The sequence below is a fragment of the Methylophilus sp. 14 genome, assembly GCF_015354345.1.
Classification (GTDB): domain Bacteria; phylum Pseudomonadota; class Gammaproteobacteria; order Burkholderiales; family Methylophilaceae; genus Methylophilus.
This window is the reverse complement of sequence record NZ_JADKYS010000001.1, coordinates 675,157-701,955: the sequence shown is the minus strand read 5'-3', so window position 1 is coordinate 701,955 and position 26,799 is coordinate 675,157. Positions and strand designations below refer to the sequence as shown.

The 26,799-nt window shown below is 52.3% G+C and carries 33 protein-coding genes and 2 tRNA genes; 19 read left to right on the top strand and 16 right to left on the bottom strand.

Features of this window, described 5'->3' with window-relative positions; all coding sequences use genetic code 11:
* Nucleotides 1–60: 60 nt before the first annotated feature.
* A complete protein-coding gene (locus INP78_RS03560; protein ID WP_194740793.1) occupies nt 61–696 on the top strand; it encodes an EF-hand domain-containing protein in 636 nt (211 codons plus the stop codon).
* Nucleotides 697–750: 54 nt separating this feature from the next.
* On the opposite strand, the gene INP78_RS03555 is transcribed toward INP78_RS03560, so the two are convergent.
* Nucleotides 751–827: transfer RNA gene (locus INP78_RS03555), tRNA-Val, on the bottom strand.
* A gap of 95 nt (nt 828–922) precedes the next feature.
* On the opposite strand from INP78_RS03555, the gene INP78_RS03550 reads away from it, so the two are divergent.
* Entirely contained in the window at nt 923–1,591 is a 669-nt protein-coding gene (locus INP78_RS03550; RefSeq protein ID WP_228522625.1) for a 2OG-Fe(II) oxygenase, read from the top strand.
* Between the two features lie 37 nt (nt 1,592–1,628).
* Here INP78_RS03550 and INP78_RS03545 read toward each other — a convergent pair whose 3' ends face one another.
* From INP78_RS03545 to INP78_RS03530, 4 genes are read right to left on the bottom strand one after another with little or no spacing between them, the layout of a single operon-like run.
* Complete coding sequence (locus INP78_RS03545) at nt 1,629–2,858, bottom strand: lytic murein transglycosylase (RefSeq protein ID WP_228522624.1); 1,230 nt, start codon at nt 2,856–2,858, stop codon at nt 1,629–1,631.
* Nucleotides 2,859–2,868: 10 nt separating this feature from the next.
* The gene (locus INP78_RS03540) at nt 2,869–3,708 is read right to left on the bottom strand and encodes a hypothetical protein (RefSeq protein WP_194740791.1); all 840 of its coding nucleotides are present in this window, start codon (nt 3,706–3,708) and stop codon (nt 2,869–2,871) included.
* 2 nt (nt 3,709–3,710) lie between these two features.
* Entirely contained in the window at nt 3,711–4,316 is a 606-nt protein-coding gene (locus tag INP78_RS03535) for an NUDIX domain-containing protein (RefSeq protein ID WP_194740790.1), read from the bottom strand.
* A gap of 16 nt (nt 4,317–4,332) precedes the next feature.
* Nucleotides 4,333–5,178, bottom strand: a complete 846-nt coding sequence (locus INP78_RS03530) for a neutral zinc metallopeptidase (protein WP_194740789.1) — start codon at nt 5,176–5,178, stop codon at nt 4,333–4,335.
* Between the two features lie 80 nt (nt 5,179–5,258).
* Here INP78_RS03530 and INP78_RS03525 point away from each other — a divergent pair, with 80 nt between their 5' ends.
* Genes INP78_RS03525 through INP78_RS03495 form a run of 7 tightly spaced genes read left to right on the top strand, consistent with a single transcriptional unit; the run spans nt 5,259 to nt 10,856 of the window.
* On the top strand, nt 5,259–5,852 hold the full coding sequence (locus INP78_RS03525) for a riboflavin synthase (RefSeq protein WP_194740788.1): 594 nt from the start codon (nt 5,259–5,261) through the stop codon (nt 5,850–5,852).
* A complete protein-coding gene (gene ribBA, locus INP78_RS03520) occupies nt 5,852–6,961 on the top strand; it encodes a bifunctional 3,4-dihydroxy-2-butanone-4-phosphate synthase/GTP cyclohydrolase II (RefSeq protein ID WP_194740787.1) in 1,110 nt (369 codons plus the stop codon). The genes INP78_RS03525 and ribBA overlap by 1 nt, the downstream gene beginning before the upstream one ends.
* Nucleotides 6,958–7,563, top strand: a complete 606-nt coding sequence (locus INP78_RS03515; protein ID WP_194740786.1) for a YqgE/AlgH family protein — start codon at nt 6,958–6,960, stop codon at nt 7,561–7,563. The genes ribBA and INP78_RS03515 overlap by 4 nt, the downstream gene beginning before the upstream one ends.
* Nucleotides 7,556–8,059: a Holliday junction resolvase RuvX gene (gene ruvX / locus INP78_RS03510; protein WP_194740785.1), complete on the top strand. Its 504-nt coding sequence runs from the start codon at nt 7,556–7,558 to the stop codon at nt 8,057–8,059. The genes INP78_RS03515 and ruvX overlap by 8 nt, the downstream gene beginning before the upstream one ends.
* A 13-nt stretch (nt 8,060–8,072) precedes the next feature.
* Nucleotides 8,073–8,615 carry a bifunctional pyr operon transcriptional regulator/uracil phosphoribosyltransferase PyrR gene (pyrR, locus tag INP78_RS03505; protein WP_194741121.1) on the top strand — a complete coding sequence of 181 codons (543 nt, stop codon included), beginning with the start codon at nt 8,073–8,075 and terminating at the stop codon, nt 8,613–8,615.
* The gene (locus INP78_RS03500) at nt 8,608–9,564 is read left to right on the top strand and encodes an aspartate carbamoyltransferase catalytic subunit (RefSeq protein ID WP_194740784.1); all 957 of its coding nucleotides are present in this window, start codon (nt 8,608–8,610) and stop codon (nt 9,562–9,564) included. Before pyrR ends, INP78_RS03500 begins: the two co-directional genes overlap by 8 nt.
* On the top strand, nt 9,561–10,856 hold the full coding sequence (locus INP78_RS03495) for a dihydroorotase (protein WP_194740783.1): 1,296 nt from the start codon (nt 9,561–9,563) through the stop codon (nt 10,854–10,856). The genes INP78_RS03500 and INP78_RS03495 overlap by 4 nt, the downstream gene beginning before the upstream one ends.
* Nucleotides 10,857–10,927: 71 nt before the next feature.
* Here the strand turns inward: INP78_RS03495 and INP78_RS03490 are convergent, their stop codons facing one another.
* Both INP78_RS03490 and INP78_RS03485 read right to left on the bottom strand, forming a co-directional pair.
* Complete coding sequence (locus tag INP78_RS03490) at nt 10,928–12,088, bottom strand: PilT/PilU family type 4a pilus ATPase (RefSeq protein WP_194741120.1); 1,161 nt, start codon at nt 12,086–12,088, stop codon at nt 10,928–10,930.
* A gap of 4 nt (nt 12,089–12,092) precedes the next feature.
* Nucleotides 12,093–13,136, bottom strand: a complete 1,044-nt coding sequence (locus INP78_RS03485; protein ID WP_194740782.1) for a type IV pilus twitching motility protein PilT — start codon at nt 13,134–13,136, stop codon at nt 12,093–12,095.
* A gap of 76 nt (nt 13,137–13,212) precedes the next feature.
* Here INP78_RS03485 and INP78_RS03480 point away from each other — a divergent pair, with 76 nt between their 5' ends.
* The 3 genes from INP78_RS03480 to INP78_RS03470 are packed head-to-tail and all read left to right on the top strand — an operon-like array spanning nt 13,213 to nt 15,316.
* Nucleotides 13,213–13,929: a YggS family pyridoxal phosphate-dependent enzyme gene (locus INP78_RS03480; protein WP_194740781.1), complete on the top strand. Its 717-nt coding sequence runs from the start codon at nt 13,213–13,215 to the stop codon at nt 13,927–13,929.
* 5 nt (nt 13,930–13,934) lie between these two features.
* A complete protein-coding gene (gene proC / locus INP78_RS03475; RefSeq protein WP_194740780.1) occupies nt 13,935–14,768 on the top strand; it encodes a pyrroline-5-carboxylate reductase in 834 nt (277 codons plus the stop codon).
* Nucleotides 14,765–15,316, top strand: a complete 552-nt coding sequence (locus tag INP78_RS03470) for a YggT family protein (RefSeq protein WP_228522623.1) — start codon at nt 14,765–14,767, stop codon at nt 15,314–15,316. Before proC ends, INP78_RS03470 begins: the two co-directional genes overlap by 4 nt.
* 47 nt (nt 15,317–15,363) lie before the next feature.
* Here the strand turns inward: INP78_RS03470 and rng are convergent, their stop codons facing one another.
* Complete coding sequence (rng, locus tag INP78_RS03465; RefSeq protein WP_228522670.1) at nt 15,364–16,830, bottom strand: ribonuclease G; 1,467 nt, start codon at nt 16,828–16,830, stop codon at nt 15,364–15,366.
* A 46-nt stretch (nt 16,831–16,876) separates the two neighbouring features.
* Nucleotides 16,877–17,443, bottom strand: a complete 567-nt coding sequence (locus INP78_RS03460; RefSeq protein WP_194740778.1) for a nucleoside triphosphate pyrophosphatase — start codon at nt 17,441–17,443, stop codon at nt 16,877–16,879.
* Between the two features lie 173 nt (nt 17,444–17,616).
* Here INP78_RS03460 and INP78_RS03455 point away from each other — a divergent pair, with 173 nt between their 5' ends.
* The 6 genes from INP78_RS03455 to INP78_RS03430 all read left to right on the top strand — a co-directional run bounded on the left by INP78_RS03455 (nt 17,617) and on the right by INP78_RS03430 (nt 21,801).
* Entirely contained in the window at nt 17,617–18,474 is an 858-nt protein-coding gene (locus tag INP78_RS03455) for an ATP-binding protein (RefSeq protein ID WP_194740777.1), read from the top strand.
* Between the two features lie 5 nt (nt 18,475–18,479).
* Complete coding sequence (locus tag INP78_RS03450; RefSeq protein ID WP_194740776.1) at nt 18,480–19,439, top strand: Nudix family hydrolase; 960 nt, start codon at nt 18,480–18,482, stop codon at nt 19,437–19,439.
* Between the two features lie 610 nt (nt 19,440–20,049).
* A complete protein-coding gene (locus INP78_RS03445) occupies nt 20,050–20,733 on the top strand; it encodes a hypothetical protein (protein WP_194740775.1) in 684 nt (227 codons plus the stop codon).
* A gap of 178 nt (nt 20,734–20,911) precedes the next feature.
* Nucleotides 20,912–21,148 carry a type II toxin-antitoxin system VapB family antitoxin gene (gene vapB / locus INP78_RS03440; protein ID WP_194740774.1) on the top strand — a complete coding sequence of 79 codons (237 nt, stop codon included), beginning with the start codon at nt 20,912–20,914 and terminating at the stop codon, nt 21,146–21,148.
* The gene (locus tag INP78_RS03435; protein ID WP_194740773.1) at nt 21,145–21,549 is read left to right on the top strand and encodes a type II toxin-antitoxin system VapC family toxin; all 405 of its coding nucleotides are present in this window, start codon (nt 21,145–21,147) and stop codon (nt 21,547–21,549) included. Before vapB ends, INP78_RS03435 begins: the two co-directional genes overlap by 4 nt.
* A 21-nt stretch (nt 21,550–21,570) precedes the next feature.
* Nucleotides 21,571–21,801: a VF530 family DNA-binding protein gene (locus INP78_RS03430; RefSeq protein WP_194740772.1), complete on the top strand. Its 231-nt coding sequence runs from the start codon at nt 21,571–21,573 to the stop codon at nt 21,799–21,801.
* 35 nt (nt 21,802–21,836) lie between these two features.
* On the opposite strand, the gene INP78_RS03425 is transcribed toward INP78_RS03430, so the two are convergent.
* The 5 genes from INP78_RS03425 to INP78_RS03405 all read right to left on the bottom strand — a co-directional run bounded on the left by INP78_RS03425 (nt 21,837) and on the right by INP78_RS03405 (nt 24,815).
* Nucleotides 21,837–22,280, bottom strand: coding sequence for a copper chaperone PCu(A)C (locus tag INP78_RS03425; RefSeq protein ID WP_194740771.1), 444 nt, complete (start codon nt 22,278–22,280; stop codon nt 21,837–21,839).
* A gap of 21 nt (nt 22,281–22,301) precedes the next feature.
* Complete coding sequence (locus INP78_RS03420) at nt 22,302–22,493, bottom strand: DNA gyrase inhibitor YacG (RefSeq protein ID WP_194740770.1); 192 nt, start codon at nt 22,491–22,493, stop codon at nt 22,302–22,304.
* Nucleotides 22,490–23,263, bottom strand: coding sequence for a cell division protein ZapD (gene zapD, locus INP78_RS03415; protein ID WP_194740769.1), 774 nt, complete (start codon nt 23,261–23,263; stop codon nt 22,490–22,492). Before zapD ends, INP78_RS03420 begins: the two co-directional genes overlap by 4 nt.
* Before the next feature lie 69 nt (nt 23,264–23,332).
* A complete protein-coding gene (gene coaE, locus INP78_RS03410) occupies nt 23,333–23,932 on the bottom strand; it encodes a dephospho-CoA kinase (protein WP_194740768.1) in 600 nt (199 codons plus the stop codon).
* A gap of 10 nt (nt 23,933–23,942) precedes the next feature.
* On the bottom strand, nt 23,943–24,815 hold the full coding sequence (locus INP78_RS03405) for an A24 family peptidase (RefSeq protein ID WP_305076177.1): 873 nt from the start codon (nt 24,813–24,815) through the stop codon (nt 23,943–23,945).
* 215 nt (nt 24,816–25,030) lie between these two features.
* On the opposite strand from INP78_RS03405, the gene INP78_RS03400 reads away from it, so the two are divergent.
* The gene (locus INP78_RS03400) at nt 25,031–25,447 is read left to right on the top strand and encodes a hypothetical protein (RefSeq protein ID WP_019881717.1); all 417 of its coding nucleotides are present in this window, start codon (nt 25,031–25,033) and stop codon (nt 25,445–25,447) included.
* A gap of 52 nt (nt 25,448–25,499) precedes the next feature.
* Here the strand turns inward: INP78_RS03400 and INP78_RS03395 are convergent, their stop codons facing one another.
* The gene (locus INP78_RS03395; protein ID WP_194741118.1) at nt 25,500–26,429 is read right to left on the bottom strand and encodes a polyprenyl synthetase family protein; all 930 of its coding nucleotides are present in this window, start codon (nt 26,427–26,429) and stop codon (nt 25,500–25,502) included.
* 230 nt (nt 26,430–26,659) lie between these two features.
* A tRNA-Arg gene (locus tag INP78_RS03390) sits at nt 26,660–26,736 on the bottom strand.
* Between the last annotated feature and the right edge of the window lie 63 nt (nt 26,737–26,799).

Here is a 26,799-nt window from a genome sequence, read left to right as displayed (position 1 = left end):
TGACAGGCACATGCGCCTGCCAGGACACATGTTAAGGCTCAAAACAAAGGGAGAATCAGCATGACAAGTATCAGTTTAAGCAGCGTAAGCAGCCAGATCAGTAGCAATATTTTTAGCAAACTGGACACTTCCAACCAGGGCACGATAGACGCCACAACGCTTAGTAAAGCGTTGAGCGGCTCGACCGACGATGAAACTGGCGACGAAGTCAGCAACTTAGTCAGCAGTATGGACACGGATGGTGACAGTAAAATTACCAAAAGCGAGCTATCACAAGGCATAGAAAACCTGTTCAACCAGCTACAAAGCGCGAGCCAGCAGGCAGGTGGCGCACAAGGTATGCCACCGCCACCGCCGGGCGGTGCAGGCGGCCCGCCACCCCCTCGCGGCGGCGATGAAGAAGACACCGGCCTGACACAGGATCTGATGCAGGAAATGGCCTCCTCCACCGACGACAGCAAATTATCCGAATTGCTAAACAGTGTTGCCAGCAACTTTGAGGCAGCAGACACCAACGGTGACGGCAAGGTGACGCAGCAGGAAGCGATGGAGTATCAACAAAGCCAGAGCAGCGATAACAGCAATCAAGCCAGTAGCCCACAGCAAAACAACGCCCTGGAACAAGTGGCCAAGTTAATTAAAACCTACGGGCTGGATCAGGACACCTCCAGCAGCTATTTGGCCACTTCTGCCTAACAGATGGTAAAAAAACAAAAAGCCACCAGAAATTATGGTGGCTTTTTTTAAATTTGGTAGTCGCGAATGGACTCGAACCATCGACCCCCACCATGTCAAGGTGGTGCTCTAACCAGCTGAGCTACGCGACTATTGTATTGGCAGCCTTAGGCTATCAATCAATAAGGTTGCGCATTCTATCCGAAAGCCATCGGTTAGGCAATGGTATCCCGCTTATAATGTGCGCATGACAATCAAGTCCCACCGCCCTGCCATGCTTGCTGACAGCATGCTAGACAATATTATCGACACCTTAGCGCAACAGCAATATTGCGTCATAGACCAGTTTTTACCGGCCAGCCAGACGCAAAACCTGCGTAGCATTGCGCTTGATCAACAACAGCATGGCCTGATGCACCAGGCGGGCACCAGCCAGTCAGCCGTGAGCAATCCCAAGCTGCGCGGTGACCAGATTGCCTGGCTGGAAGCCAACGACCCACATGCCGCCATCCAGGACTATCTGGCCCTGCTGGCCGAAATGCAACAAGCCATCAACCGGCAATTGATGATGGGGCTGGACAGCTTTGAAACGCACTTTGCCATTTACCCGGCAGGCTCATCCGGTTATGCCACGCATATAGACCAGTTTCGCCAGCACCGTGAGCAGGCGGCCCCAGGCGCAAGAACACTGACCTCAATTATTTATCTAAATGATGACTGGCCAGCAGATGCTGGCGGCGCGTTGCGCTTATACCTGGATGAACACGCACAAACGCCATCAAGGGACGCCAGGCACATTGACATATTGCCGACTGCAGGCAGACTGGTGTTGTTCTTATCTGCCAGATTCTGGCATGAGGTGCTACCCACACACTTGCCACGCGTGAGTGTGACCGGCTGGTTTAAAACCCGCTAGCGGTTAAAACCTTTAGTTGCTAAGTGATTTTGTTAAGTTACTGTGCCGACTGCACCTGCGCAGTCAAACGGCTAAAAATATCCGCGCCTGCGTAGCCATCTTGCGGCAAGCCTTTGCTGGCCTGATAGCGCCGGATGGCCGCTTGTGTTTTCGCGCCCGGGAAGCCGTCTGGCGCCCCAGAATCAAAGCCTTTGGCATTCAGTGCCTCCTGCAAAGACCACATCTGCTGGTAGCTGAGCGCAGGCGGTTCCGGCGGCATCATCAGCGTATAGGTCTCCTGGCGCAACTGCTGGCTAAGCAAACTAACGCTCAGCGCATAATTAATGGAGCGGTTCCACTGCATGATGACGTCAAAATTCGGGAACACCATATATGCCGGACCATCATAGCCTTGAGGTAGCAAAATCGCGGCTTGTGGCAAATTAAGTGCGCTGTCAGGTACACCCGCAACACCCGCTTTCACCCATTCACTGACTGGCTTGTTCAATTGCCATTGCGCCTGGCTGTAATCAAACCCGGCTGGCAACGCCACCTGGACACTGATAGGCTTGCCTGGCTGCCATCCTGCTTGTGACAGGTAATTGGCGGCCGAACTAAACACATCCGGGTAAGAATTCCAGATATCGATTTTGCCATCGGCGTCGGCATCTACACCATACTTGAGCAAGGTCGATGGCATAAACTGCATATGCCCGGTCGCGCCCGCCCATGAGCCAACCACCGGGCTGTCATAGCGCTGCTCGCGCTCGACCACGCGCATCAGATTCAACAATTCACGTTTAAAAAACTCAGCGCGACGCCCTTCGTAAGAGAGTGTGGCCAATGCAGAGGCTAATGGAATATCGCCCATAAAGCCGCCAAAATTGGTTTCCAGCCCCCAAAAGGCGACCAGCACCTCGCGCGGCACTTGATACAACTCTTCGACTACATAGAGTACACCCTGGTAATCCTGCGCCATCTGCTTGCCCTTAGTCACCACACGCGGGTTGATGCGGCGGTTTACATAGGCAGAAAAACTGGTGACAAATTCCGGCTGCTTGCGGTCCAGCTCAATCAGACGCGGCAAAAAAGTCACCTGATTGAGCGTCGCATCCACTGCCGCTGGCGCTACATGCAACGCCAGTGCCTCCTGACGCATGGTGGCAACCCATAGCTGAAAGCCATCGGCATCCTCGGCACTGCTCAAATGGCCAGAAACCGCGAGCCCCGCCACCAGCAACCCACGCCATACTGCTTGCCACTTCCCTGTTCTTTTGTCGTTATTCATAGGCGCTACTTCAGGCTAGATCATTAAGGCTAGATAAAATGGACGCATAGCCCGCCTGATAATCGGCAAATTGCGGCTTGAATCCGGTGTGTTGTAAGAAATGGCTACGAATGCGCTTGCCAGATTGCGGCTGCAACGGTGGCGTGGCCGGTGCTGGCACTTGCTGCTGCACGGCCAACCACTGCAACACCTCATGTTGCATGGCGGGGACGCCGTCGGTCAAAATACAATGCTGCGGCAAGGCAACACCATCCATCACCTGCTGATACAAATGCACCACCGCCGACGCCACATCCAGCTCATGCATACGGTTCGTCCAATGCACCTGCGTCGGCCAGCGCGCGCTGTTTTGCAACAGGCGCAACAAATACAGTCGCTGCGGTCCATAAATGCCGGATACCCGCAGCGCAGTATGTCCGCAGGCTAATCCATCCAGCAAACGCTCGGCATCCAGCATCACCTGCCCTTCGGCATCCGCGGGGATGGCGGGCGTATCGTCATCAATCCACTCGCCATGATGTTCGCCATAAATCCCCGTACTGGAAATAAAGAACACGTGTTTCAAGCTATCCGTGGAAACATTGGCCAGCACATGGCGCAATCCTTCGACATAGGTTTGCTGGTAACTCTGGCCTTCTACAGGCGCCAGGCAATACAGCAGAATATCCGCTGGTACCGCGGTCAGGGCAGACACGCCGACGCCTCTCACCACATCCAGAGTCAGTACCTCTGCCCGAGGTGGCACAGGCTTGCGGGAACGCCTGACGATCGTTAAATCATGCCCTTGTGCCAGCGTTGCCTGCGCAATGAGGGTGCCCAATCCACCACAGCCAATCTGCAATATCCGCATACTTAAACCACGCTCTCTATTTGCGGATGTCGACGCAAATAGCGCTCAGCCAGCAACATGGCAGAGAGGGTTTTGCTATCCGTAATGTCGCCCGCCTCAATGGCCTGCATCACCTGCTCAAATGGCCAGGTAAATACATCCATGGCTTCGTCGATATCGCGCGCATGCTCACCAAGTGACAATCCCGTTGCCAGGTAGATATGAATGACTTCGTTGGAATAGCCGATACAAGGATGTTGCACGCCCAATTTAACCCAGCTTTGCGCCGTGTAACCGGTTTCTTCCAGCAACTCGCGCTGGCCGGTGGTTAGCACGGGCTCGCCGGGGTCAATTTTGCCTGCAGGCAATTCAATAAACACTTGCTTGAGCGGATAGCGGAACTGGCGTTCCAGCACCACCTCGCCTGCTGGCGTCAGCGCGACCACCACCACAGCGCCGGGGTGTATCACATACTCACGACCACTAATCACACCATTGGGCAAACGTGCCTCGTCATAACGCACGGTCAGCATTTTGCCTTGCGCCATGATCTCGCTGGAGACCGTGGTTTCAATCAAATGGGTGTCAATTAACTGTTGATCCTGTTTGAATCCTGTTTCTTCTGCCATCACTCACTTCTACCGCTTAAACTGCATCTTTAAATGTATTGCAATCATTCACCTGGCCAGACTGCAAGCCTTGCTTAAACCAATGAACACGTTGCTCAGAACTACCATGGGTAAAGCTGTCCGGCACCACATAGCCTTGCGCCTGCTTTTGCAGGGCATCATCACCAATTGCGGTGGCGGCGCGCAACGCCTCTTCAATATCGCCCGTTTCCAGAATGCGGAATTGCTGATCCGCATGATGTGCCCAGACACCGGCATAACAATCGGCCTGCAACTCCAGCCGCACTGAGTAAGCGTTAGACGCAGCCTCTGAGCGCGCCTGCTGCCTGGCTTGCTGCACTTTTGCCGAGGTGCCCAGCAAGTTCTGCACATGGTGGCCAACCTCATGTGCAATCACATAGGCCTGGGCAAAATCCCCGGGCGCTTTAAACCGCTCTTGCAGCTCCTGGTAAAAACTTAAATCGATATACACCTTCTGGTCTGCCGGGCAATAAAACGGGCCCATGGCTGCTTGCCCTTGCCCACAGGTGGTTTGCGTCGCACCGCTAAAAATCTCCAGATGTGGCGCCGTATATTGCTGGCCTGCCGCTGAAAACAGGCTTTGCCACACTTGCTCGGTGCTCCACAGCACGCGAGACACAAACTTCACTTTAGGGTCGTTGCTATCCGCAGGCACCGCCTGTGACTCGGCCGCCGGTTGCACTTGCTGTGCAATATTCAGCACCACATTGGGGTCTACCCCAAAATACATCGCCACCAGCGCAATCGCTATGGTGCCTATGCCTATACTGCGGCCACCGACCATTCCGCGGCCGCGGCTGTCTTCAACATGCTGGCTTTCTTCCAAATCATCCAGGCGCACAAAAATCTCCAGACCAATACGATTGAAAAATGTTGATGGAATGTGATTACTTTAGCATGCAGCACTGATAAAATCACACCATGTTTACTGGGATTATTCAAACCGTCGGCCGGATAGCCGAAGTGGTTCCACATGGTGAAGATTGCGCACTCCGCATTGAAGCCGCGGAACTGGGAATGCAAGATGTGCAACTGGGCGATAGCATTGCGGTCAATGGCGTCTGCCTGACCGTCACTGAATTCGATGCGCATAGCTTCCAAGTCATGGTCTCTAAAGTCACGCTGGATGTGACCACTGGGCTGGGGCAACCAGGCCCGGTCAATCTGGAAAAGGCCTTGCGCCTGGCTGACCGCCTGGGCGGCCATCTGGTCACCGGCCATGTCGATGGCATCGGCACCATCACCATCCTGCAAGAAGTCGGCGAATGCTGGCTACTCAAGATCCGCACGCCGCACGCCATCAGCAAATACGTCGCTAAAAAAGGCTCCTTGTGTGTGAACGGCATCAGCCTGACCGTGAACGAGATCAGCCAGGACGAAGTCAGTATTAACCTGATCCCGCACACCATGCAGCACACCATGATGCAATACGCCAAGGCTGGAGACCCAGTGAACCTTGAAATTGATTTAATTGCACGCTATGTCGAGCGCATGCAAGCCTGGGAGCAAGAATAATGTCGGCGCAAATTAGCCCTATTGAAGCCATTATTGCCGATATCCGTGCCGGAAAAATGGTCATCCTGGTGGATGATGAACACCGTGAAAACGAAGGTGACTTTGTCATTGCCGCTGAGTTTGTCACCGCGGAACATATCAATTTTATGGCCAAGTTTGGCCGTGGCCTGATCTGCCTGACCCTGACCGAGCAACGCTGCCGCCAATTAGATTTGCCACCCATGGTGCAAAAAAACGGCACCCGCCTCGGCACCAATTTCACGGTTTCGATTGAAGCTGCCGAAGGCGTTACCACCGGCATTTCTGCCGCAGATCGCGCCACGACCATACGCGCGGCGATCGCCAAGCAGGCCAATGCCCGCAGTTTGGTCAGCCCTGGTCATATTTTCCCACTGTCTGCCATGAATGGTGGCGTGCTGGTGCGTGCAGGACACACCGAAGCAGGCTGCGACCTGGCGCAACTGGCCGGATGTGAACCTGCCAGCGTCATTTGCGAAATCCTCAAGGATGACGGTGAAATGGCACGCTTGCCGGACCTGATGCAGGTAGCGGCGGAGCATGATATTAAAATCGGCACCATTGCCGACCTCATCCATTACCGAGCCTCACACGAGACGCTGATTGAGCGCAGCGCCGAGCGCACGATAGAAACCGTTTTTGGCCCGATGCGCCTGATCGCCTACCGCGACAATATTGCGCAAGAAACACATTTAGCCCTGGTCAAAGGGGATCCGCACGCTAGCGAAGAAACACTGGTACGCGTGCACGAGCCCTTGTCTATGATAGACCTGCTGGATAGCAGCCACCAGGCACATAGCTGGAACCTGCTGCACGCCATGCGCATTATTAGCACCGCGCCATGTGGCGTGATTGTGCTGATCAACCACGATGAAGATGGGCTGGGGCTGACAGACCGCATTTTGCGTGCCGACCAGAAACTGGTGTTGAACCAGGAGTTACGCAATTACGGCACCGGCTCACAAATACTGCTCGACCTCGGCGTGAAGAAAATGCGCCTGATGGCCGCCCCACGCAAAATGCCAAGCATGGATGGCTTTGGCCTGGAAATTACTGGTTATTTGAGCGCAGAAGAAACCAAGCCGGTATGAGTGAACAGTTATCTTTAGACAGCAATGACATGCGCCTGAACCTCACTGGCCAGATTTTAATCGCCATGCCGGCGATGGAGGACCCCTATTTCAGCAAAAGTGTGATCCTGGTCTGCAACCACGACCACGATGGCGCCATGGGCATGATACTCAACCACCCTTTGCAATTGAATGTGGGTGACCTGTTTGAGCAACTGGATATGGAATGCCATGCCAACTACCAGCAAGAGCGGCAAGTGCATTTTGGCGGACCGGTACAAGTAGAGCGCGGCTTTGTGCTGCACACGCCAGCGACTGAATTCAACACCACCATGGAGTTGTCTGAAGGACTGGCCATGACTTCCTCCAAAGATATTCTGGAAGCCGCTGCGCGCGATGAAGCCCCGCAAGACATGTTTATCGCACTCGGTTATACCGGCTGGTCCGCGGGCCAACTGGAGGAAGAAATCCAGGCCAATGCCTGGCTGACCTTGCCGCTGGAAGACAACCAGCAACTGCATAAACTGATTTTCAAATTGCCCAATGATGACAAATTATCGTGGGCCATGCAGCAACTGGGTGTAGACTTTGCCACCCTGTCTGAGGTTGCTGGTCATGCCTGATGCGGTCAAGCACGGCAAACAGCCTCTCAACCAAAGCCATTTACCGATTACCCAACGCCGTTATCCGAATGTCAGCGGCTCTGTGCTGGCTTTTGATTTCGGTGAAAAGCGCATAGGCGTGGCCATTGGTGACACCTTGCTCAAACTGGCACACCCGCTGCTCACCATAGAAGCAGAAGAAAATGCCGCCAAATTTGCGCAAATTGACCAATTGTTGCAAGAGTGGCAACCCGCACTGCTGGTCGTCGGCTTGCCCATGTCACTAGAGGGCGAAGCCCATGCCATGACCGCGCTGGCGCAAAAATTTGCCCAGCGCCTCGAAGGCCGCTTTAATCTGCCGGTGGTGATGGTGGATGAGCGACTGTCTTCAGCCGAAGCGGCGCAGTCCTTGCGTGAGGCTGGCGTAAAAGGCCGCGCACAAAAACCAATGCTGGACCAGGTTGCCGCACAAACTATATTACAATCCTATTTTGATGCTTATCATGGACGTGCATAGCACACCGCCCCTCATGACACTACCTGACCCCGAACAATTACTGGAGCATTTATATGCTCAAATCAAGCCACGCATACAAGAGAACACTGCCCTGGTTGGGATTTATACCGGCGGTGTCTGGCTCATGGAGCGGCTACTCAAACGCCTGCAAACCGAGCTTGGGCATGACATCTTGTTCGGCAAGCTGGATGCAGCCATGTACCGGGACGATTATGCGCAACGCGGCTTGAAAACCTCAGCCCATCCTGCTTATATCCCATTCGACGTCAACGGCAAGCACATCATCCTGATCGACGATATTTTCTATACCGGCCGCACCACGCGCGCGGTCATGAATGAACTGTTTGACTATGGCCGCCCGGCTTCGGTACAACTGGCCGCCCTCATTAACCGTGGCGGCGCACAATTACCGATCCGACCCGACATGGTCGGTGCCGACCTGCCTTTACAGGCGCATCAATCTTTTGACCTGGCCATGAATACACTGGGACGCCTGAGCCTCAGTATTTCTGAATCGGCCTCACCTGCCAAGAGCGGAGCTGACGACCATGCATAACCCGCAACTCAACGCGCAAGGACAATTGCAACACCTGCTCAGTATCGAAGGCCTGCCTAAACGCATTTTGACGGACATTCTGGACACCGCTGAAAACTTTGTCGGTGTGGCTGAACGTGAAGTGAAAAAGGTACCGCTGCTGCGTGGTAAAACCGTGTGCAATATCTTTTTTGAAAACAGTACCCGCACACGTACCACTTTTGAAATTGCCGCCAAGCGCCTGTCGGCCGATGTGCTCAACCTCAATGTCAGCACCTCGTCGCAGTCCAAAGGCGAAACGATTTTAGACACGGTGAACAACCTGATTGCGATGCACGCCGATATGTTTGTCGTACGTCACCAGCAAAGCGGCGCCGCGCACTTTATTGCCCAACATGTGCCACCGCATATCAGTGTCATTAACGCGGGCGATGGCCGTCATGCGCATCCGACGCAAGGCTTGCTGGATGTCTTTACCATCCGCAAATACAAACCGGAAATGCACAACCTACGCGTCGCCATTGTTGGCGATGTGCTGCATTCACGCGTCGCCCGCAGCGAGATTCACGCCTTGACCACCCTGGGCGTGCCTGAGATACGCGTCATCGCGCCACGCACCCTGCTGCCTACCGATGTGGAAAAACTCGGCGTACAGGTGTTCCACAATATGGAAGAAGGCCTGAAAGACGTCGATGTAGTGATGATGTTGCGCCTGCAAAACGAGCGCATGTCAGGCGCTTTGCTGCCAAGTTCGCAAGAGTTTTTCCAAACCTTTGGCCTGACGCCAGAGCGGCTGGCGCTGGCCAGGCCGGATGCGATTGTGATGCACCCGGGGCCGATGAACCGTGGCGTAGAAATTGATTCAGCCGTCGCAGACGGCAAACAGTCGGTGATCTTGCCGCAAGTAACTTATGGTATCGCAGTCCGCATGGCGGTGATGGCCATTCTGGGAGGGGGCAACGCCGCATGAATATCGTCATTAAACAAGGCCGCCTGATGGATGCTAGCCAGCAACTGGACCAGGTCAAAGACCTTTATATCAGTGCTGGCAAGATTATCGCCATCGGTGAGGCACCCGCAGACTTCAAGGCAGAGCAAACGCTGGACGCCAGCGGCAAATGGGTATTACCCGGCCTGGTCGACCTGTGCGCCCGCTTGCGCGAACCTGGCAGTGAATACAAAGCCACACTACTGAGCGAACTACGTGCTGCCATGGCCGGTGGCGTCACCAGCTTGGCTTGCCCGCCAGACACCGACCCGGTGCTGGATGAGCCTGGCCTGGTTGAAATGCTCAAACACAGAGCCAAATCACAGGCGTTGGCGCATGTCTACCCGCTGGGCGCGGTGACACGCCAGTTGCAGGGCCAGTTACTCACAGAAATGTATGCACTGACCGCGGCCGGATGTGTCGGCTTTTCACAGGCCGATACCGCCATTGTCGATACCCAGGTACTATGGCGCGCCTTTGAGTATGCCGCCTCGTTTGGTTACACCCTGTTTATGCGTGCCGAAGATCCTTACCTGGCCAAGAATGGCGTCGCGCATGATGGTGAAGTCGCTTCGAGATTAGGCCTGAAAGGCATTCCTTCTGCCGCAGAAAGCATCGCCTTGCAAACCATGCTGCGTATTGCGCAAGCCACCGGCGTCAACTTGCATATCGCCCGTGTTTCTACCGCAGAGTCTGTGGAGCTGATCCGCCAGGCCAAACAGTCCGGCATGCAAGTGACCGCAGATGTGAGCATTCAGCATCTGCACCTGACCGACATGGATATCGGCTTTTTTGACAGCATGGTGCACCTGACACCGCCGGTACGCACCCAACGCGACCGCGATGCCTTGCGCGCAGGCTTGCTGGACGGCACGCTGGATGCCATCTGCTCCGACCACACACCAGTGGATGACGATGCCAAAGCCTTGCCTTTTGCAGAATCGCACCCAGGTGCTTCTGCATTGGAATTGTTGCTGCCATTGACTTTAAAATGGGCCGCCCAAGCCAAACTCTCGCCTGCGCAAGCATTGGCCAAAATCACACAAGCACCGGCCAATATCCTCGGCGTCCATGCAGGCAATTTGCAAGTAGGGGCAACAGCAGATGTGGTGATTTATGATCCGGAAATGGAATGGCGTGTGGATGGCCGTGCACTAATGAGCCAGGGCAAGAATACGCCTTTTGTGAATCATGCAGTCACAGGCAAGGTCACCACTACCCTCACCCAGGGCCGATTGGTGTTCCAGCAGGAAACATTGCTAGTGGCAAGTTAAGCGGTACCCGCTAGCAACCAAAACGCCTGCCATGTTTGAACATCGCAGGCGTTTTTCATGCGTTGGCTGGTTTACAAAATATCCAGGTCAGAGATATTGCTGCGCTCCTGGTTCTCAGGATTCATGACTTTACTATTCAATTTAAACTTGAGCCGCAAGTCATTGACCGAGTCAGCATTACGCAAGGCGTCGTCATAACTAATCTGGCCAGACTCAAACAAATCAAATAAGGCCTGGTCAAACGTTTGCATGCCTAATTCACGGGATTTGGCCATGATTTCTTTAATGGCGTGCACATCGCCTTTATAAATCAGGTCAGAAATCAGCGGCGAATGCAGCAATACCTCCACGGCAGCGACACGGCCACTACTATCGAGTTTGGGTATCAACCGCTGCGAAGCCACGCAACGCAAGTTTAGCGACAAGTCCATCAATAGCTGCTGACGGCGCTCTTCGGGGAAAAAGTTAATAATCCGGTCCAGCGCCTGGTTGGTGCTGTTGGCGTGCAGGGTAGCCAGGCACAAGTGGCCGGTCTCAGAGAAGGCAATGGCGTAATCCATGGTTTCGCGGTCACGGATCTCACCAATCATGATGACGTCTGGCGCCTGGCGCAAGGTGTTTTTGAGCGCCGCATGCCAATTTTCGGTATCTACGCCGACTTCACGTTGCGTGACGATACAGTTGCGATGGCTATGCACAAACTCCACCGGGTCTTCAATCGTAATAATATGGCCGTAACTGCTTTCGTTGCGGTGCCCCAGCATGGCGGCCATTGAGGTGGACTTACCGGAACCGGTGCCGCCGACAAAAATGATCAGGCCGCGTTTGGCCATTACCACGTCTTTCAGAATCTGCGGTAACTTTAAATCATCAAACTTGGGAATATTGGTATTAATGACGCGGAACACCAGCCCCACGGCACTGCGCTGAATAAAGGCGTTGACACGGAAACGGCCAACGGACGGCATGCTGATGGCAAAATTACATTCCAGCGTATCCTGGAACTCCTGCGCCTGCTTGTCGTTCATGACGGTACGCGCAATTTCTGCCGTCTGCTGCGTATTCAGGGTTTGTGAGGAGACCGGCGTCAGCTTACCGTCTATCTTCATCGCCGGCGGAAAGCCCGCCGTGATAAACAAGTCAGACGCTTTACGCGTAATCATGAGCTTCAGCAAGTCATTGACGAATTTCTCCGTCTGGGCGTGATCGCCCACCGTTTGCGTACTATCCATATTGTTAGCCGATGATAGCGTCACGGTTTGCTGCCTTGGTGCGCGCTTCAGCGGCACTGATGACATTACGTTTGACCAGATCTTGCAGGTTCTGATCCAGGGTTTGCATGCCCATGCTCTGGCCGGTCTGGATGGCAGAATACATCTGCGCAATCTTGTTTTCACGAATCAGGTTACGAATGGCGGGCGTGCCCATCATGATTTCATGCGCAGCCACGCGGCCTTGCTCATCCTTGGTTTTACACAGGGTTTGTGAAATCACGGCGCGCAGCGACTCAGACAACATGGAGCGCACCATTTCTTTCTCAGCCGCGGGAAACACGTCGACCACCCGGTCAATCGTTTTTGCGGCAGAGCTGGTATGCAAGGTACCGAACACCAGGTGACCCGTTTCCGCAGCTGTCAGCGCCAGTCGGATGGTTTCCAGGTCGCGCATCTCACCCACCAGGATCACGTCCGGGTCTTCACGCAAGGCTGAGCGCAACGCGTTTTCAAAGGATTGCGTATGCGGGCCGACCTCGCGCTGGTTAATCAGCGACTTTTTGGAAGTGTGCACAAATTCGATCGGGTCTTCCACGGTCAACACGTGTGACATCTGCGATTCGTTAATGTAATCAATCATCGCCGCCAACGTGGTGGACTTACCAGAACCCGTTGGCCCGGTCACCAGCACAATGCCGCGTGGTGTATCGGCGATATCCTTGAACACTTTTGGGGCGTTTAATTCATCCAGCGTCAGCACCTTGCTTGGAATGGTACGGAACACCGCACCTGCACCACGTTGCTGGTTAAACGCATTGACCCGGAAACGTGCCAGATCTGGAATCTCAAACGAGAAGTCACATTCCAGCGTTTCTTCATACACTTTGCGCTGATTGTCATTCATGATGTCATACAGCATGCTGCGCACTTCAGCCTGCTCCATGGCGGGTAAATTAATTTTACGTACATCACCATGCACACGAATCATCGGTGGCAGGCCGGAGGACAAATGCAAGTCCGAGGCTTTATTTTTAACTGAAAACGCCAATAAATCTGAAATATCCACAATCGACTCCGGTGATTATTTATATAATGTTGCTTTGGTTTTGTATTCTTAGTTCTTCAACACTTGTTTAGCCGCCATGACTGCCCTCTCTGACAATCTTGCCTGTATCCGCCAACAGATCACAGACGCACAGGCACGCTTTGAGGCGACACAATCGGTCACGTTATGCGCAGTCAGCAAAGCACAGCCTGCCACCGCCATTCGTGCCGCTTATGACGCGGGCCAAACCGTATTTGGCGAGAATTATTTGCAGGAAGCGCTGCAAAAACAGGCCGAACTAGCAGACTGTGCTATAGCATGGCACTTTATCGGGCCGATTCAAAGCAATAAAACACAGCCAATTGCCCGTCATTTCGACTGGGTGCACTCGGTTGATCGCCTGAAAATTGCCCAGCGCCTGTCAGATGCGCGTCCATCTGACCTGCCGCCATTAAACATTTGCCTACAAGTGAACATTAGCGAAGAGGCAAGCAAAAGTGGTGCCAGTGGCCAGGAACTATTGGAACTCGCCTTAAATATCAAACAGTTGCCACACTTGCAGCTACGCGGTTTGATGGCGATTCCAGCCCCTTGCAGTAATTTTGAGCAGCAGCGTGACCAATTTCGGCAGGTGCGCGCCCTGTTTGATCATTTAAACAGCCACGGCCTGCAACTGGACACATTATCCATAGGCATGAGTGGCGATTTTGCGGCTGCCATTGCCGAAGGCGCCACACTAGTACGCATAGGCACGGCCATTTTTGGTGCGCGCACCTCCTCTTTACCCACAGATTCAGTGAAACAAGGAACCTGATCACCATGCAATCACTTTCAGCCACACGCATTGCCTTTATTGGCGGCGGCAATATGGCACAAGCCTTGATGACAGGCCTGCAACAACGCGCATTTAACATGCAGAACATCACCGTGGTTGACCCGGATACGGCCAAACACCCGCACCTGCAAACAACCTTGGGCATCAACACCAGTGCCAGCCTGACGGCAGAATCACTGGCGGTAGATATCATCGTGCTGGCCGTGAAGCCGCAACAATTGCAAAGTGTGGCTCAGGCGCTGGCTCCTTTGCTGCAATCGCAACTGGTCGTTTCAGTCGCTGCGGGCATACGCACGGCAGACCTCGGCCGCTGGTTAAATGGCTATCAAACCATGGTACGCACCATGCCCAATACCCCGGCGCAAATTCAGGCCGGGATTACCGGCGCTTACGCCATGCCCGCGGTCTCTGCCACGCAGCGTGAATTGGCTGATGCAGTCTTACAAGCGGCGGGCGAAGTGGTTTGGCTAGACGATGAAGTACAACTGGATGCCGTCACCGCCATTTCTGGCAGCGGCCCGGCCTATGTGTTTTTGATGATAGAAGCCTTGACCGCGGCAGGCGTTGAATTAGGCCTCAGCGAAGCTCAATCACTCAAACTGAGCCTGGCAACGTTTAAAGGCGCAAGCCTGCTGGCGGCTGGCAGCAGCACGCCGATCGCTACCTTGCGTGAACAGGTCACCTCCAAAGGCGGCACCACCGAGCAAGGCTTGCTCAGCATGCGCCAACACGATATTCATGGCATGATGCAAGATGCCGCCGCGCAAGCCGCACGCCGCGCCAAAGAACTGGGTGATCAACTGGGAGCACAAGCATGATGTTGCAAAACATGACGACTTTTTTACTCAATGCCGCCTTCGGCATTCTGACGTTTTTACTGGTATTGCGCTTTTTAATGCAATGGACCCGTACGTCTTTCCAGAATCCTTTGGGTCAAATGACCATGGCGCTGACCGACTTTATGGTCAAACCAACGCGTAAACTGATCCGCCCAATCAAGCAGTGGGACTTGTCTACATTGCTGTTGGCCTTGTTGATGCAGATTATTTTGTTTGCCCTGCTGGCGTTGCTGGCTGGTGCGCCTGCCTCACCATTGTTCTGGGTATGGCAAGCGGTATTTGGCGTGCTGGCGCAAATGGTGGATGTCTTTTTCTATGCCATCCTGCTGATGGCGATTTTAAGCTGGGTCAACCCCTACAGCCCGATTTACGGCGTCCTGAATCAACTGTCAGCGCCCATTCTGGATCCATTACGCCGCATGTTGCCACCAATTCAGGGCTTTGATTTTTCCGCACTGGTCGCCCTGATCTTATTGCAAATGGTCAGCCATATTGTGTTGCCAGGCCTGGCAACGGGCATTCTTTAAGACCCCGGACGTAACAAAAAAGGACGACAATTTGTCGTCCTTTTTTTTTATATCCAGACAATATCAAACTCTTCCCGGCCATACTGCGTATCCGGATGCAGCGACAGCGGCTTTTTAATAAAGTCAGACAAACTGGCCAAACTCTGCGACTCTTCATCGCCCAGCATATTAATCACTTCAGGAGATGCCAGTATCTTGAATTCTTTAGCGCTTTTAAACTGCTTGGACTCGCGCAAAACTTCGCGCATGATTTCGTAACAAATGGTTTGCGCCGTTTTTAGTTCGCCACGGCCCTGACACACCTGGCAAGATTCACATAACAAATGCGCCAGGCTTTCGCGCGTGCGCTTGCGCGTCAGCTCAACCAGTCCCAGCGCAGAAAAGCCGTTGACATTGATGCGCGCCCTGTCCAGCATCACCGCTTTGCGCAACTCTTCCAGCACGGCTTCGCGCTGGGCATCTTCATCCATATCAATAAAGTCGATAATGATAATGCCGCCCAGGTTGCGCAAGCGCAGTTGCCGCGCAATGGTTTGGGCGGCTTCAAGGTTGGTTTTAAAAATAGTGTCTGATAGGTTTTTGCCGCTGACAAAACTACCAGTGTTCACATCCACCGTGGTCAGCGCTTCGGTCTGGTCAAAAATCAGATAGCCGCCAGACTTAAGCTCCACCTTGCGCGACAAGGCTTTTTCGATTTCACTTTCAATATCATAAAACTCAAACAGTGAGCGCTCGCCCTTGTAGTGCGTGAGCGGCTTGACTGCATGTGAGACATACAACTCGGCAAACTCTTTCAGGCGCTCAAACATTTCGCGCGAATCGACGCGGATATTGGTAGTTTCAGTACACACCACATCGCGCAGAATACGGCGTGGCAAGCTAAGGTCATAAAAAATCAGCGACCGTTCGCCCACTTTTTTACTTTCGGCCTGGATTTTTTGCCAGACTTTGCGCAGATACTCAATGTCGGCTAGCAACTCTTCATCGGTCGCATTCTCAGACATGGTGCGAATAATGTAGCCACCTTCGCGCTCTTCCGGCAGCAAGCCCAGCAAGCGATTACGCAAGAACTCGCGTTCTTCTTCGATATCAATACGCTGTGAAACACCGATGTGCTTCTGGTATGGCAAATAGACTAAAAAACGGCCAGCAATACTGATTTCAGTGGTTAATCGCGCCCCTTTGGTGCCAATCGCCTCTTTAATCACCTGGACGATGATCGACTGACCTTCATGCAGCACCTCCTGAATCGGGCGCTCTTTTTTAATGTCGCCTTCTTCGGCATGGCACTCCATAATATCCGCCGCATGCAAAAAAGCCGCACGCTGCAAGCCGATCTCAACAAAGGCCGACTGCATACCCGGCAACACACGCACTACGGTGCCGCGATAGATATTGCCGACGATGCCCAGCGACGAAGCCCGCTCTATATGTAACTCCTGGACAATGCCCTGCTCCAGAATCGCCACGCGCGTCTCCTGCGGCGTGACGTTAATCAATACTTCCTGCGCCAATGACATATTGCTTTACCCGATCCCGATCATTATTTTTATACAAAGTTTACCATGCGTGCAGCAACTGCGCTGTTTCATGCAAGGGCAAACCCATCACACCGCTGTAGCTGCCTGCAATACGCACAATCCATGCACCAGCACGCCCCTGTATGCCATAGGCACCAGCCTTGTCCATTGGCTCGCCAGAGGCGATATAGTCCTCTAACACCGTCTGCGGCACCTGCATCATCTCAACCTCGGTGGTATTGAGCAGGCAACGCACCTCGCCCGCCTGGTAAACAGCTACTGCCGTATGCACCAGATGCACACTGCCGCTCAGGCGAGACAGCATGGCCAACGCATCGGCAGCATCGACAGGCTTACCCAAAATATCCTGCCCCAGGGCAACCGTGGTATCAGCCGCCAAAATAGCCAACCCGCGATCGCCATGTTCTGCGGCAATCGCCAGCGCTTTTTCTTGCGCCAGGCGACACACATATTGCGCAGGATCCTCTCCCGGCAAACTCGATTCATCAATATCTGCAGGCAAAATATCGCATTGCACACCCAGTTGGGCCAGTAACTCCACACGACGTGGACTGCGTGATGCCAAGATGATCTTTTGTTGAAACATGGAGATTCCACAAGCGTAATAAACAAGCCGCACAAGGTAACACAAACACAGCTGATTTTGCGCTAAAGGCAGCCCAAGTTGCAGTCTAACTTGCGACCTAACTTGCACTAACAGGCACTTGCCGCATTGTGTACAATAACCGCTCGATTGTCTTTTCTCACCAAGCTACTCGCATGAACTCACTTGAACATCTGTTGCAGCGCGCTGAACAACTGATCACGCGCCTGGAAACCTTGCTGCCTGCACCGCCCGCCGACATCAACTGGCAAGCCATTGCCTGGCGCTGGGTCAAACACGGCACACCCGGCCAGCTACAGGCCGTGGAGCACCCACATGCGGTATTGCTGCAAGACATACAATTTATTGACCGTCAAAAAACCGAAGTCGTGCGTAACACCCGCCAATTTTTACAAGGGCTGCCTGCCAACCATGTGCTGCTGACCGGCGCACGTGGCACTGGCAAGTCGTCACTGGTTAAAGCCCTGCTCAACGCTTATGCCGACCAAGGCCTGCGCCTGATCGAAGTTGAAAAACAGGACCTGAACGACCTGCCGCAAATTGCGCAGCTGATTCGCTCACGGCCTGAAAAATTCATTATTTTCTGTGATGACCTCACCTTTGAAGCCAACGACACCGGCTACAAAGCGCTCAAAGTCATCCTCGATGGTTCGATTGAGAACGCGTCATCCAACCTGCTGGTATATGCCACCTCTAACCGCAAAAACCTGATGCCGGAATATATGGCTGACAACCAACCGATTGTAGACAAAGGTGAAATCCGCCAGAACGACACCATAGACGAAAAAACCTCACTGGCAGAACGTTTTGGTTTGTGGCTATCGTTTTACAGTTTTGACCAGGACGAATACCTGAGCATTGCCGAGCACTGGCTGGACACGTTTGGCATCGCCATGGATGACACCGCGCGCCACGCCGCCCTGCAGTTTTACCACACCCGAGGCGCGCGTAGCGGCCGCGTCGCCTACCAGTTTGCCAAAGATTACGCAGGCAAGCTGCAACTGAAATCCTGATTCCTATGACCAAACTCGTACAAGTCGCCGTTGCCATCCTCATGAAACCCGATGGTGAATACCTGCTTGCCAGCCGCCCTAACGGCAAAGGCTGGGCAGGCTGGTGGGAGTTTCCAGGCGGCAAAATCGAATCTGGCGAGACTCCAGAACACGCATTGATTCGCGAATCGCAAGAAGAGCTCGGCGTCACGCCAATGCAAATACAACCGTGGATTAAACGCCGCTACGACTACCCGGCCACGCACGACGCAGAAGCCAAAACCGTGCTGCTACACTTTTTCTTTGTGCATGCCTGGCAAGGTGAACTCACCGCGCGTGAAGGTCAGCAATTTGCCTGGCAACACCCACGCAAGCTCAATGTCAGCCCCGTATTGCCCGCCAACGCACCGATTATGCAAGCACTGAGCCTGCCGCCTATATATGCCATCAGCAATGTGCAAGAAATGGGCGAGACCGCTTTCTTGCGCGCGTTAAAAAAACAATTAGACCAAGGCCTGCAACTGCTTCAAGTCCGCGAGTCACAGCTGGATAGCGCAGCCTTGGCAACACTAAGTGAACAGATATTAGAACTATGCGCCCCCTACGATTGCCGCAGCCTGCTCAACGGTACGCCAGAACAAGCCCTACAACTCGGTTATCAAGGCGTGCATTTAAATAGCCAGCGCCTGCTGGCACTCACACAAAAACCAGATCATTTACTGGTCGGTGCCTCTTGCCACGACGCAGAGCAACTGCAACAAGCACAAGCGCTGCAATTAGACTTCGCCCTGCTCTCGCCTGTGCTGCCGACCCAAAGCCACCCAGAAGCCACAGGACTAGGCTGGGAAAAATTTGGGGAAATGCTGAATGGATTGGAAATCCCTGTATACGCGTTGGGAGGCATGCAGCCAGAGCATCTGGCACAGGCACTAAGCTGTGGCGCGCGAGGCATCGCGACGCAACGGATGGCTTGGTTCAGCGCATAGTCGTACCAAAAAAATCTAGAGACAGTCAGTAATGCTGGCTCTGGTCTCGTTTTTACATGACACTTAGTGAATACTTGCGTTTTTTAAGCACGCATAAAAAACTAACAGCACTGACTATCCTGCCAATAACATAATTAAATACAAGTTATGTTAATATTTGTTTACAAACCTACAAATATGGAGAACCGTTATGAAGAAAGCGATTGGCTTGATTTGTATGGGATTGACACTATCAACATTAGGGTTTGCCAAAGATTGCTACCCGAACCGAAACGCGAAAGTGCGATGCGGCCTTTAGCTTATGTGAAACTGTTGCAGCTGACGATAAAAATAATTGCGAAAAAACAGCATCTAGCAATTGTAGTAACAATTACAGAGAAGACATTAGCCAATGCTCTAATGATAAAAATGACTGTTTAGGTAAAGTCCCCACCAGTCGGCCCAAACCCAAGTTTTACCATCCCCCCTCAACAACCAACCAAAACTAAAGTACCAAGCAGGCGATAAGATTCAACGCCAATCGGCAATCTTCCAAAAAATTTACAAAAACCAAGGGAAGCTGGTTTATACAGTATCTTCATAAAAAACTCAAATTCAGCAGGGGCTCATTTTGGCAAATCTCTCTACCTTTAACCTTCTGGTTTTATTTTCAATCATCGTAATGATTACCTTAGTTGTCATTTGGTATACGGGCTGCAAGCTGGCAGACCATCATGGTAGTGATCTGCGTATTGCTTGGTATTTCTTTTCACTCTCATCGGTATGCACGTTTTTAGCTGCTGCCTGGGCCAACAGTACCGGAGCAATAGACCATTCAGGTTCGTTTCAAGGTGCCTGGGGCAAAAAGATAGAGTCATTGTTAACATTTATGCTGGACCTAGATACCGATATCAAGGTCTTTGCCGCCATATTGACCATCTTTGTCATCCCACAGATCACCAGTTATTTTCTCAGTGGAATTTTTGGTTGTGCCTCTTCGCCTATACTGGTAGGAAGGGCCTTAGCTTTGTTCATCTGGAGCATTGTAAAATCATTTATAGTTGCCTCAGGCATACTTTTGACAATTGCTATTTATGGCGCGTCAAATGGCTGGGTTGCCTGGAACGTCAAGGGCGCTGTCTCAATGTCATTCTTATCCCTCATGTTGCTGATGGTATCCTTTGTCTGCTTGTATATGTATAGAGACATTGACGACACGATTGCTTTGCCAGCGACAAGCAAAAGTTTCTGGATTCAAAGGCGCATTAAAAAAATAGAGCGTTGGCTCACTCGCAAAGCACCTTCACACAAATAAATGACGGATCAGAATGTGCGTAATGTTTTAAATAAAACGCTCACTGTGCTTTATCAGCCTGCCTGAGCTGTATCAGTATTTTCTTTATAGCTATCTGACGACCAAGATGTAGACTTGCAAGCTATGTGGCCATTGCCATATACTAATGCAATATACACATTATGCAGAGGTGACTGGTATGAGTATTAGCACTGTGTTTATCAATAACCGAACCCAAGCCGTTCGCATTCCGGCAGATGTGCGTTTGCCTGAAAACGTGAAGCAGGTGACGGTACGAGCCATTGGCAAAGAGCGGATTATTGCCCCACTAGAGTCCAGCTGGGATAGCTTTTTTATCAATCCATTCAATGTGACTGATGACTTTATGTCCGAGCGTGCAACACAAACGCAGCCTGAGCGCGAGGCGCTGGAATGATTCAATACCTGCTTGATACCAATATTGTGATTTATGTGATCAAGCACAGACCCATTGAAGTACTTGAAACGTTTAATCAGCATGCCAACAGAATGGCCATTTCAAGCATCACGCTGGCTGAGTTACTTCATGGTGCAGAAAAAAGTAGCAAACCGGGGCACAACTATTCCGTGATTGAAGACTTTGCCAGCCGCCTGGAAGTGTTGCCTTATGCCACGAAAGCCGCGCAGCACTATGGCAGCATCCGTAGCGACCTGGAGAGACGTGGCCAACCCATGGGCGTGAACGACTTGCATATCGCAGCACATGCACGTAGCGAGGGGCTTGTATTAGTCACCAATAATTTGAACGAATTTGACCGCGTTTCGGGGCTATTGCTTGAGAACTGGGTCAATAACTAAGCAAGTCTCTACGTATCAACAATGAACACACCACAACCAAACAACCCACTGCACGGCGTGACGCTTGAACAAATTGTCGAACGACTCGTCGAGCATTACGGCTGGGATAAACTCGCGCAGAGGGTAAATATCAACTGCTTCAAGAGTGATCCTTCTGTGAAGTCCAGCCTGAAGTTTTTACGCAGGACGCCCTGGGCTAGGGCTGAAGTTGAGGCCTTGTATCTGGCAACGTTTGCCAAAGATCGCCATTAATACTAGTGATAAAGCTGGCGATATAAGGCAGCGAATCAGGGTGCAGTTTTCACCGGCATGGTGACGAACTGATCTGTAATGTTGCCTTTTTTGTCTTTGAAGCACAGTCTGAATTTCACTTGTTCGCCAGCTTTAAATGGGCTTGGCAATTCAAACAGCATCAAGTGCAGGCCACCCGGCGCCAGTTTAACTGGCTTACCTGCGGGCACGGGCAATTCTTCCATACTACGCATTTTCATCACGCCGTTTTGCATGGTCATGCTGTGCATTTCGACTGTGCCTGCGCGCGCTGTTTCTGCATAAACCAGCGTCACATCCTCGGCACTACTCAACGTCAGATAGGCTGCACCGACTGATTGACCCGCATTCGAAGCACGCACCCAGGCATCGGTGGTTTTAACTTCTGCATGCGCAACACCCAGCCAGCCAGCCAAAAAAACGCTGGTGACAAGACGGCATAAGAAAGTAGTTTTCTGCATTTGAATGATCCTGTCAGCCAGTTATTCTGGCTCAAACATATCTGGAGGGGTGTTGTCTGGAATGCGGAATTTCTCGGTCGCCCAATCACCTAAATCAACCAGTTTGCAGCGCTCGCTGCAAAACGGCCGGTAAGGGTTGGTGGTGGAATATTCTGTGGTTTCACCACAGGCCGGGCAAGCGACCTTGCGGGTTTTAACGGTGGGCTGCGTCAATTGTGACCGGCTCCGGTAAAGTTACAGACAATCATCTTGAACGGAATATCTTGCTCGCAGCCTTTGGGGCGTTGCACGAAATCGAGTTTTTGGAAGCGGATATTGATCGCGTATTTATTGGCACTGACTTCCGGGAAGCATTCGTCATGGTCGATCTCGATACGCAACAGTTGCGCCGGTTTGTGCCCTGACAATTGCTGCTGGTAAGCACCATGATGCGCCACCAATGACAACACCTGACCACTGCCGCGCAGCAGTTGCAAAATCAGGCGAATCGATTCGTACATAGGCATCAATTTGGCCAGCCAGTTGTCGAAGTCGTCCTTGCGACGCTCCACACCCAGGTACAGCCAATGACGGTACGACGGCAAATCGAACTCACAGACGCCGCCAGGAATACTGGTGCGTTGTTTGACGCTCATTAACCAGTCATTTTCGCGTAAGGACTGGCCGAGTTTTTGATGATCAGAACGCAAGGCGGTGGCGCAGCGATCCAGGCTGGACAAGGTGCTCGCCAGCGCATGCTTGTCAATATTTGGATTTGTTTGCAGAAACGATAGCTGGACCTTGTGCCTGTCCAGCTCTTGTAGCAGATCGACCTTCAAATCGCCGCGATCAATCAGATCCAGGATTTGCAGCATGGAAATGAGCGCCACATGATGACTGATCTCATGCCCAATCTCAATGTGGTGCAACATCTTGACGAACAGATCTTCTAGGCGGAGATAAGTTCTGATGCGCTCGTTAAATGGAAACTCGTAGCTCGACACGGCAGCCTTTTCTGTCAGCTGATACTTGAAAAGTATGCAATAAAAGCCTGATTATGAAACCCTTTTCACTCACTGGCAAGTCTTAGAGAAATTTTTATGAAACTCTAGCACTTTTTCCTGCAAATTATCCAATGTTTGATCGTTTTCAATCACCGAATCGGCAATGGCCAAACGCTCTTCACGGCTGCTTTGTGCGGCGATCATGGCCTGCGCCATGCCTTCTGATAACTGGCTGCGTTGTATCACACGCGCAAGTTGCGTCTGCTCATCGCAATCCACCACCAGCACGTGATCGATCATAGACCAGTCATCACGGCTTTCAACCAGCAGCGGGATCGCCAGCACCACATAAGCACCAGTATGCTGTGCAATTTGCCTGATGGCCTCGAGCCGAATGGCCGGGTGCATGATCTGGTTGAGCTGATCCAACGCATCTGGCTCGGCAAACACCAATTCGCGTAATTTTGCCCGATCGAGCTGGCCATCGGCATTAAACATGGCATCGCCAAACTGCGCGCGCACCGCCTGCATGGCTGGGCTACCCGGCGCACTCATGTCACGGGCGATATGGTCTAAATCGACCACAGGCACACCGAGTGCCATAAACGCTTTGCAGACTTCGGTTTTACCACTGCCTATGCCGCCAGTCACGGCTACCACTTTGCTCATGACAACGTGCTTACGGGATCAGGTAATAGGAGGCCAGCGCTTGCCCGTAAAACAAGGCCGCAATGCCACCCAGCGCCAAAAATGGGCCAAACGGAATGGCTGTCTGGCGGGTTTTGCCTTTAAGCAAGATCAAGCCAATGCCGATCACACTGCCAACCACAGAGCTCAGCAAAATAACGGCAGGTAATAATTGCCAGCCGAACCAGGCACCGATCGCAGCTAGGAGTTTAAAGTCACCATAGCCCATGCCTTCTTTGCCTGTGACCAGCTTGAATAGCCAATACACTGACCATAACACCAGATAACCTGCCATCGCCCCCACCACGGCTGAGGTGAGGTCAGTAAACCCGTATTTGATATTCAGCGCCAGCCCCAGCCATAACAATGGCAAGGTAATGTCATCGGGCAGCAATTGGGTGTCAAAATCGATAAACGTTAATGCAACCAGGGCAAAGACGAATACCAGGGCAAATACCGTCAGCATGCTGTAGCCATACTGGACTGCCACAGCCAATGACAGCAAACCAGTGAGCAACTCGACCAGCGGATAACGCACGGAAATAGACGCTTTGCAGCCTCGGCAGCGACCACGCAAAAACAGGTAGCTGATGACAGGGATATTTTCGATAGCGGTAATCTTGTGTCCGCAATGCGGGCAAGCAGAGCGCGGTGTGACCAGGTTATATTTCGGCTGCTCCGGCGCGGTTTGTCCTTGCAAATCCAGGCAGCTGGCATGCCATTCGCGCTCCATCATCTTGGGTAAACGATGAATCACCACATTGAGGAAACTGCCTACCAGCAAACCGATCAGCAAGCACACTGCTTGCAAAAAATGGGGTTGCGTCTGCATTAAGCTTAAAACAGGTTCAAGGATTTCTAACATGATACCGATAACATAGTTAAGGTTGCTGCATCATCGCATCGTTAATGCAAGTAAGCAAGGCTAAAAGACGGCAAAACCTGCTTAAAAGGGGCTTTCCTTGGCTTGAAAACCACTTGCCCGGCACCATTTATGTGTAAGATGGATGCTACAGTGCAACCGATCAGGTTTGTAGCTGTGTTTAAGTGACATCCGTTATCAAGTGAAGGAAGTTGCCTATGTCTGATCAAATCAAATTTACGCCACCGACCGAAGCAGGTCTCAATCAGGTCGAGTTAAATCAAGTCGAGCATCCTGCCTGGGATGAGCCCGTCATTTGCCGGGTAGAAGTGGACTTGCCAGGCTGGCTGACAAAACTGACCGGACAATCTCACTGGGAAGTCTACAGTGAAGAAGAAGAGGAAAACTGCATCAGCTTTGGCATGCGTTCGCTGCAAACACGCGGTTTGCATAAGGCTGCCGAACTAATCGCCGAAAAAGATATGCAGGCAGAAGTGACGCTCTACCACAACGGCTACGCAGTGGTCGATGTGAATGGCCAGTCACTGTTTGATGGCGCGCTCACCAACGCCACCAACGATTGCGCACGGCTGAGCTACTACCACATCAGTGGCGAGCCGATTGCCTTGAATTAATAGAGAGAAATAAAGTGGTAACAGTCAGCCTGGTCACAGGCTGGCTGCCTGATTATTGCTGACGGCTGACTGAGAAATTGGCCAAATCCAGCAAGGCCTGTTTGGCAGCAGTTGGTGCAAACACAGACAAGGCCTCACAAGCCAGACTGGCTTCTTTTTGTGCGACAGCACGCACGTAATCAAATGCTTTTACAGCATGCAAAATATCCAGCACAGCGCCTAACTGCGACACCTGCCCCTCCAGCAATGCCTGCTTCACCAGGTCAGCTTGTGCAGCTGGCGCTTGCTGAATCGCATACAACATTGGCAACGTCACCTTGCCTTCGGCCAAATCATTGCCTAGCGTCTTGCCTATCTTCTCGCTGTCGCCAGTCAAATCCAGCACATCATCAATCAGCTGAAACGCCGTGCCCAAATGCATGCCATAAGTCGCCAAACCCTCTTCCTGCTCTGCATTGGCCTGACATTGCACCGCCCCCAAGCGCGTCGCGGCTTCAAACAGTTTGGCTGTTTTAAAGTGGATCACCTGTAAATAATCCTGCTCGCTGACACCAATATTGCGCACGTTGAGCAACTGCAACACTTCACCTTCAGAAATCACATTGGTTGCGTCAGCCAGAATCTCCATCACCCGCATATTCTGCAACTTGACCATCATCTGGAAAGCACGTGAATACAAAAAATCGCCCACCAACACACTGGCCGGGTTGCCATAGACATGATTGGCGGTGGATTTGCCGCGACGCAGCTCAGACGCATCGACCACGTCATCATGCAGCAAGGTCGCGGTATGGATAAATTCGATAATGGCAGCCAGCGAATGGTGTGCCGGGGACACCGCGCCAGCCAGATCACCGGACATCAAGACCAGGGTTGGACGCAAACGCTTGCCACCACTGTGTATGATGTATTCCGAAATTTGATTAATCAGCGGAACTTGGGAGGACAAAGACTGGCGAATAACGGCATCCACCTGCTGCATATCGCCTGCAATCCGCGCCAAACAAGCATTTAGAGACACTGAAACACCAATGAGAAAACAAAGTTAAAGCATACCATATCTGCCCCACCCCTCGCTACGCTCCAGGTGGCAGAATATACATACAGACGGCGGCGATCATGCAGCAACATCCGCCAATAAACAGTAAATACAATTCGCTGTGATAGAAAAGAAAAAAGCCTTGCTTCCGAAGAAACAAGGCTTTTTATTTTTGGCGCGCCCGGAGCGATTCGAACGCCCGACCCTTTGGTTCGTAGCCAAATACTCTATCCAACTGAGCTACGGGCGCCAAGGTTTGTTGCTTTGCAACAAAAACAACATTATAACACGATTTTAAGCTTTGTGGCGGTGC

What these genes read in the sequence shown, in the direction of transcription:
- INP78_RS03535 (WP_194740790.1), bottom strand. Translation starts at nt 4,316, where the DNA reads ATGGCAGAAGAAACAGGATTCAAACAGGATCAACAGTTAATTGACACC.
- INP78_RS03550 (WP_228522625.1), top strand. Translation starts at nt 923, where the DNA reads ATGACAATCAAGTCCCACCGCCCTGCCATGCTTGCTGACAGCATGCTA.
- INP78_RS03455 (WP_194740777.1), top strand. Translation starts at nt 17,617, where the DNA reads ATGAACTCACTTGAACATCTGTTGCAGCGCGCTGAACAACTGATCACG.
- INP78_RS03430 (WP_194740772.1), top strand. Translation starts at nt 21,571, where the DNA reads ATGAACACACCACAACCAAACAACCCACTGCACGGCGTGACGCTTGAA.
- INP78_RS03450 (WP_194740776.1), top strand. Translation starts at nt 18,480, where the DNA reads ATGACCAAACTCGTACAAGTCGCCGTTGCCATCCTCATGAAACCCGAT.
- pyrR (WP_194741121.1), top strand. Translation starts at nt 8,073, where the DNA reads ATGACACTACCTGACCCCGAACAATTACTGGAGCATTTATATGCTCAA.
- ribBA (WP_194740787.1), top strand. Translation starts at nt 5,852, where the DNA reads ATGTCGGCGCAAATTAGCCCTATTGAAGCCATTATTGCCGATATCCGT.
- INP78_RS03545 (WP_228522624.1), bottom strand. Translation starts at nt 2,858, where the DNA reads ATGAATAACGACAAAAGAACAGGGAAGTGGCAAGCAGTATGGCGTGGG.
- INP78_RS03500 (WP_194740784.1), top strand. Translation starts at nt 8,608, where the DNA reads ATGCATAACCCGCAACTCAACGCGCAAGGACAATTGCAACACCTGCTC.
- INP78_RS03425 (WP_194740771.1), bottom strand. Translation starts at nt 22,280, where the DNA reads ATGCAGAAAACTACTTTCTTATGCCGTCTTGTCACCAGCGTTTTTTTG.
- vapB (WP_194740774.1), top strand. Translation starts at nt 20,912, where the DNA reads ATGAGTATTAGCACTGTGTTTATCAATAACCGAACCCAAGCCGTTCGC.
- INP78_RS03435 (WP_194740773.1), top strand. Translation starts at nt 21,145, where the DNA reads ATGATTCAATACCTGCTTGATACCAATATTGTGATTTATGTGATCAAG.
- INP78_RS03460 (WP_194740778.1), bottom strand. Translation starts at nt 17,443, where the DNA reads ATGTTTCAACAAAAGATCATCTTGGCATCACGCAGTCCACGTCGTGTG.
- coaE (WP_194740768.1), bottom strand. Translation starts at nt 23,932, where the DNA reads ATGAGCAAAGTGGTAGCCGTGACTGGCGGCATAGGCAGTGGTAAAACC.
- INP78_RS03395 (WP_194741118.1), bottom strand. Translation starts at nt 26,429, where the DNA reads ATGCAGCAGGTGGATGCCGTTATTCGCCAGTCTTTGTCCTCCCAAGTT.
- INP78_RS03495 (WP_194740783.1), top strand. Translation starts at nt 9,561, where the DNA reads ATGAATATCGTCATTAAACAAGGCCGCCTGATGGATGCTAGCCAGCAA.
- INP78_RS03525 (WP_194740788.1), top strand. Translation starts at nt 5,259, where the DNA reads ATGTTTACTGGGATTATTCAAACCGTCGGCCGGATAGCCGAAGTGGTT.
- INP78_RS03400 (WP_019881717.1), top strand. Translation starts at nt 25,031, where the DNA reads ATGTCTGATCAAATCAAATTTACGCCACCGACCGAAGCAGGTCTCAAT.
- INP78_RS03490 (WP_194741120.1), bottom strand. Translation starts at nt 12,088, where the DNA reads ATGGATAGTACGCAAACGGTGGGCGATCACGCCCAGACGGAGAAATTC.
- INP78_RS03470 (WP_228522623.1), top strand. Translation starts at nt 14,765, where the DNA reads ATGATGTTGCAAAACATGACGACTTTTTTACTCAATGCCGCCTTCGGC.
- proC (WP_194740780.1), top strand. Translation starts at nt 13,935, where the DNA reads ATGCAATCACTTTCAGCCACACGCATTGCCTTTATTGGCGGCGGCAAT.
- INP78_RS03515 (WP_194740786.1), top strand. Translation starts at nt 6,958, where the DNA reads ATGAGTGAACAGTTATCTTTAGACAGCAATGACATGCGCCTGAACCTC.
- INP78_RS03560 (WP_194740793.1), top strand. Translation starts at nt 61, where the DNA reads ATGACAAGTATCAGTTTAAGCAGCGTAAGCAGCCAGATCAGTAGCAAT.
- ruvX (WP_194740785.1), top strand. Translation starts at nt 7,556, where the DNA reads ATGCCTGATGCGGTCAAGCACGGCAAACAGCCTCTCAACCAAAGCCAT.
- INP78_RS03405 (WP_305076177.1), bottom strand. Translation starts at nt 24,815, where the DNA reads ATGTTAGAAATCCTTGAACCTGTTTTAAGCTTAATGCAGACGCAACCC.
- INP78_RS03480 (WP_194740781.1), top strand. Translation starts at nt 13,213, where the DNA reads ATGACTGCCCTCTCTGACAATCTTGCCTGTATCCGCCAACAGATCACA.
- INP78_RS03540 (WP_194740791.1), bottom strand. Translation starts at nt 3,708, where the DNA reads ATGCGGATATTGCAGATTGGCTGTGGTGGATTGGGCACCCTCATTGCG.